The organism is Microcoleus sp. B5-D4 (assembly GCF_036705145.1).
Taxonomy (GTDB): domain Bacteria; phylum Cyanobacteriota; class Cyanobacteriia; order Cyanobacteriales; family Microcoleaceae; genus Microcoleus.
In genome coordinates this window covers 1-3,413 of sequence record NZ_JAUBTV010000171.1, presented here as the reverse complement: position 1 = coordinate 3,413, position 3,413 = coordinate 1, and the positions used below count along the sequence as shown (strand labels likewise).

Sequence of the window (3,413 nt, the reverse complement as noted above, 5' to 3'; positions counted from 1 at the left end):
CGTCCCGCCCGTCTTTTTTGGACGGGCGGGACGCCCATCCCACAAACTTGTGGAAGTTATTTAATTCTCATTCCTAAGAGCAATTATGAAAACTCAAGCTAAATTTAGATTGGATACTGGCTTTTCAATAATGTGCCGCGGTGCGGTGTCTCTACAAAAAAATCTAGGGACACGGCACTACGCCGTGTCCCTAATCTTTTATACTCACAACTGTCCGCTGACTACTGCGCGCTGAGTTAGTCTTTAACTTTGCTGACAGCTTTTTTGACTTGTTGCTCAAAGGATGTAGCTTGTGTATTGGAAGGATTTTTCATTTTTTCAATGTCAGCGTCTCCCTGAACTTCGTTGGGTCCTTTGCTGGCTTTTTCTTGAGTTTCTTCCAAGGACATTGGTTTTTTCAGTACAGCTTCTTGAGATTCTTTTTCAATTCCTAAAAGTTGGTCTTCACCTTTTGTGGGGCTGCTAGTAACTGCAAAAGCCGGGAAAGCATTAGAAACAAACATCAAAGCACAAAAACAAACAGCTATTAAACTGCGGACTAAACGCTTGGCAGGGAAGTTAAAGCTGATAAAAGACATACAAATTTTCTCCGTTTTTAGAAGTTTTGATCGCTAAGATTGTTAACAGGCTGAAGCTCACTCATATTCTGCACAATCTTTAACTCAAGTTTGATAAAAGCAACCGTTGCTTTCTTTCAAATTGAGCTAATATATAATATTTAGCTGAAAAAGCTGGTATTTGAAATCCTTCTCAGGGAATATTTCTAGTTGACTGGCGTCGATCGCCCCAAGAGATTTATGTAGAAGGCACTTGTGTAGAATCAAAAAAATTCTCTATAAGTGCCTTCGGATGCGCCTCACATAGCAGTATCAATGTCAGTAACTGGTTTTATCGTGGGGTGGGGGCGGATTTATTTAGCCTCTTTGCAACGTGAGAGGGCGCTGGAGTGAACCCGCAGAGCGGTTTGTTAAAAATGTTGCAAGATATGAGATGCGATCGACTATCCACTGACTAATGACTAATAACTAATGGCTGCTGCTGTCGCACGGGAACTTGAAATTTTGCTAGATAAGTTTTAATTTCTCCTACACTGAGTTGCCCGTAATGCAGCAGGGAAGCTAGCAGTGCAGCTTCTGCTTTCCCCTCAGTCACGGCTTCGTAGATGTGGTGGCAGTTGCCGGCGCCGCCGGAAGCAATGACGGGAATTTCGACCATTTCGGCAATGCTGCGAGTTAATTCCAAATCGTAACCGGCTTGAGTGCCGTCCGAGTCCATGCTTGTCACCAGAATTTCGCCGGCGCCGCGCTGTTCGGCTTCCTTTGCCCAGGCGATCGCATCTTTGCCGGTATTTTCTCGCCCTCCGCGCACGTACACGTCCCAACCAGGATGATCTGCGTCTTGCCGTTTGCGAGCGTCGATCGCCACTACAATGCACTGATTACCAAATCGATCGCTAGCTCTGTCAATTAAACTCGGATCGCGCACCGCCGCCGAATTAATACTCACCTTATCAGCGCCCGCCCTCAACAAACTTTTAATTGTGTCTAAGGATTGGATGCCGCCGCCCACCGTCAAAGGGATAAATACGCGATCGGCCGTTCGATACACCACATCGATCATAATATTCCGGTCTTCGTGAGTCGCCGTAATGTCCAGAAACACCAACTCGTCAGCACCGGCATCGTTGTAAACCTGAGCCATTTCTACCGGATCGCCAGCATCCTGAAGGTTGACAAAATTGACACCTTTGACCACGCGACCGGCTTTCACATCCAAACAAGGCAAAATTCTTTTCGACAACATAAAATTCTCGTATTTCCAACTTATTGACCGCCGCAGCGAGGAAAAGGCTTTGTTGATATCTTCAAAAACCAGAAGTTAAGCAACAAATCTTAAAGATACCTTGTGTTTAACAATTCTCGATCGGAGCCGGAGAGCCATTTTTCAGTTTTTTTATGCCCCCTTAGCATAAATAAAACTGGGATCGCAGTGGGAGCCGTGACATTAGGTAGAATATTGGTAGATAGTTATATTTTCAGCAAAAAAGCACCAAATTTAACTCCCCAGATAGAACTGTGGGGTGAAAAATATGACAATTTCGCTTATGATCGAACCATAACTACCTTTGCTGGCGATCGAATTGTGGTTCGGCAATCCTGTATGGTTTGGTGCATCGACGATCGACTAAACAATTTTAGATTTGAGAACGGCCGATTTGAGGTTTTTTAGCAGCAATCTCAGTCATAAGCCGCGCGGTAAAGTTAAAATTTAAAGTTTAAAACCTCAAACCGGTTGACTTGATGTCGTTTTTAGGGCTGTGGTGACTTTGCAAGCCAATCCACATTTGGTACTTCGTACAGAGAAAAGCGGCAATCGCTACTTGCCGCTCTCCGGCAGCAATTGCTGGACAGTAGGGCGGAGCGATGACAATAATTTTGTACTGACCGATCGCTGGATTTCCCGTAATCACGCGATGTTACAGCAAATGGAGACAGGAGAGTTCTACCTAATCGACTTGGGCAGCCGCAATGGTTCCTTTGTCAACGGGCGGCGGGTCAGTATTCCTGTCACTCTCAGAAATGGCGATCGGATTATTTTCGGTCAAACCGAATTGGACTTCTACAACCCAACCGCCGGGCACCGACACGATCCAATACACGAGACAGACTCTGAAGATTTTACGGCGACTTTGACGGTGCGTAGCCTGATTAGCGTCATGGTAATGGACATCCGAGACTTTACAGTTTTGACTAGGCAGCTAGACGAAACCCTCCTCTCGGAAGTCATCGGCAATTGGTTCCGCAAAGCAGGACAGATCATTCGCGAACACGGCAGTTGGGTGGACAAATACATCGGCGATGCCATCATGGCCGTCTGGTTCCACAAAACCAGCGGTGTCAGCAGCGAGGAAATGATGCGGATTTGCCAAGCTTTGAGCGAACTGCACAAGGCAACAGACGAACTCAGCAGCCGTTACCCGCTGCCTTTTCCTTTGCGAGTCGGGGCCGGCATCAATACTGGTTATGCAATGGTGGGAAATTCTGGCAGCAGCGACCGATCGGACTATACTGCCTTGGGAGATACTGTAAACGCAGCATTTCGCCTGGAATCTTGCACCAAGCAACTCGGCAAGGATATCGCTGTGGGAGAAACTACCTACAAATATCTGACGCAATTGGGGGCCCAGGGCGCTTTCGAGCAGCACACCGTTGCTTTAAAGGGTTACGACACTCCCACCGTGACTTACGGCGGTACTTATGCTGACTTGAACGCTTTTCTCAAAACGAAAGGAAAAAGTTCTCCATAGCTAGAAAATGGGGTGCAGGGCAAAAATTAACCGCTTTAAAAAACCTAGGCAAACCTGGGTAAGCTCAGCGGTATAAGTTTGAAACGTTCTTTCTTAGCGCCTACGC

At 46.5% G+C, this 3,413-nt stretch carries 4 protein-coding genes; 2 read left to right on the top strand and 2 right to left on the bottom strand.

The window, feature by feature from the left end; translation table 11 throughout:
• Positions 1 to 236 precede the first annotated feature (236 nt).
• Entirely contained in the window at positions 237 to 578 is a 342-nt protein-coding gene (locus QUB10_RS33875) for a low temperature-induced protein (RefSeq protein WP_333207491.1), read from the bottom strand.
• Between the two features lie 433 nt (positions 579 to 1,011).
• Positions 1,012 to 1,803 carry an imidazole glycerol phosphate synthase subunit HisF gene (hisF, locus tag QUB10_RS33870; RefSeq protein WP_333207489.1) on the bottom strand — a complete coding sequence of 264 codons (792 nt, stop codon included), beginning with the start codon at positions 1,801 to 1,803 and terminating at the stop codon, positions 1,012 to 1,014.
• Positions 1,804 to 1,998: 195 nt separating this feature from the next.
• On the opposite strand from hisF, the gene QUB10_RS33865 reads away from it, so the two are divergent.
• Entirely contained in the window at positions 1,999 to 2,229 is a 231-nt protein-coding gene (locus QUB10_RS33865; protein WP_333152108.1) for a hypothetical protein, read from the top strand.
• 88 nt (positions 2,230 to 2,317) lie between these two features.
• Positions 2,318 to 3,307 (top strand): adenylate/guanylate cyclase domain-containing protein, encoded by a 990-nt coding sequence (locus tag QUB10_RS33860; protein WP_333152106.1) that lies wholly within the window; start codon positions 2,318 to 2,320, stop codon positions 3,305 to 3,307.
• Positions 3,308 to 3,413 lie beyond the last annotated feature (106 nt).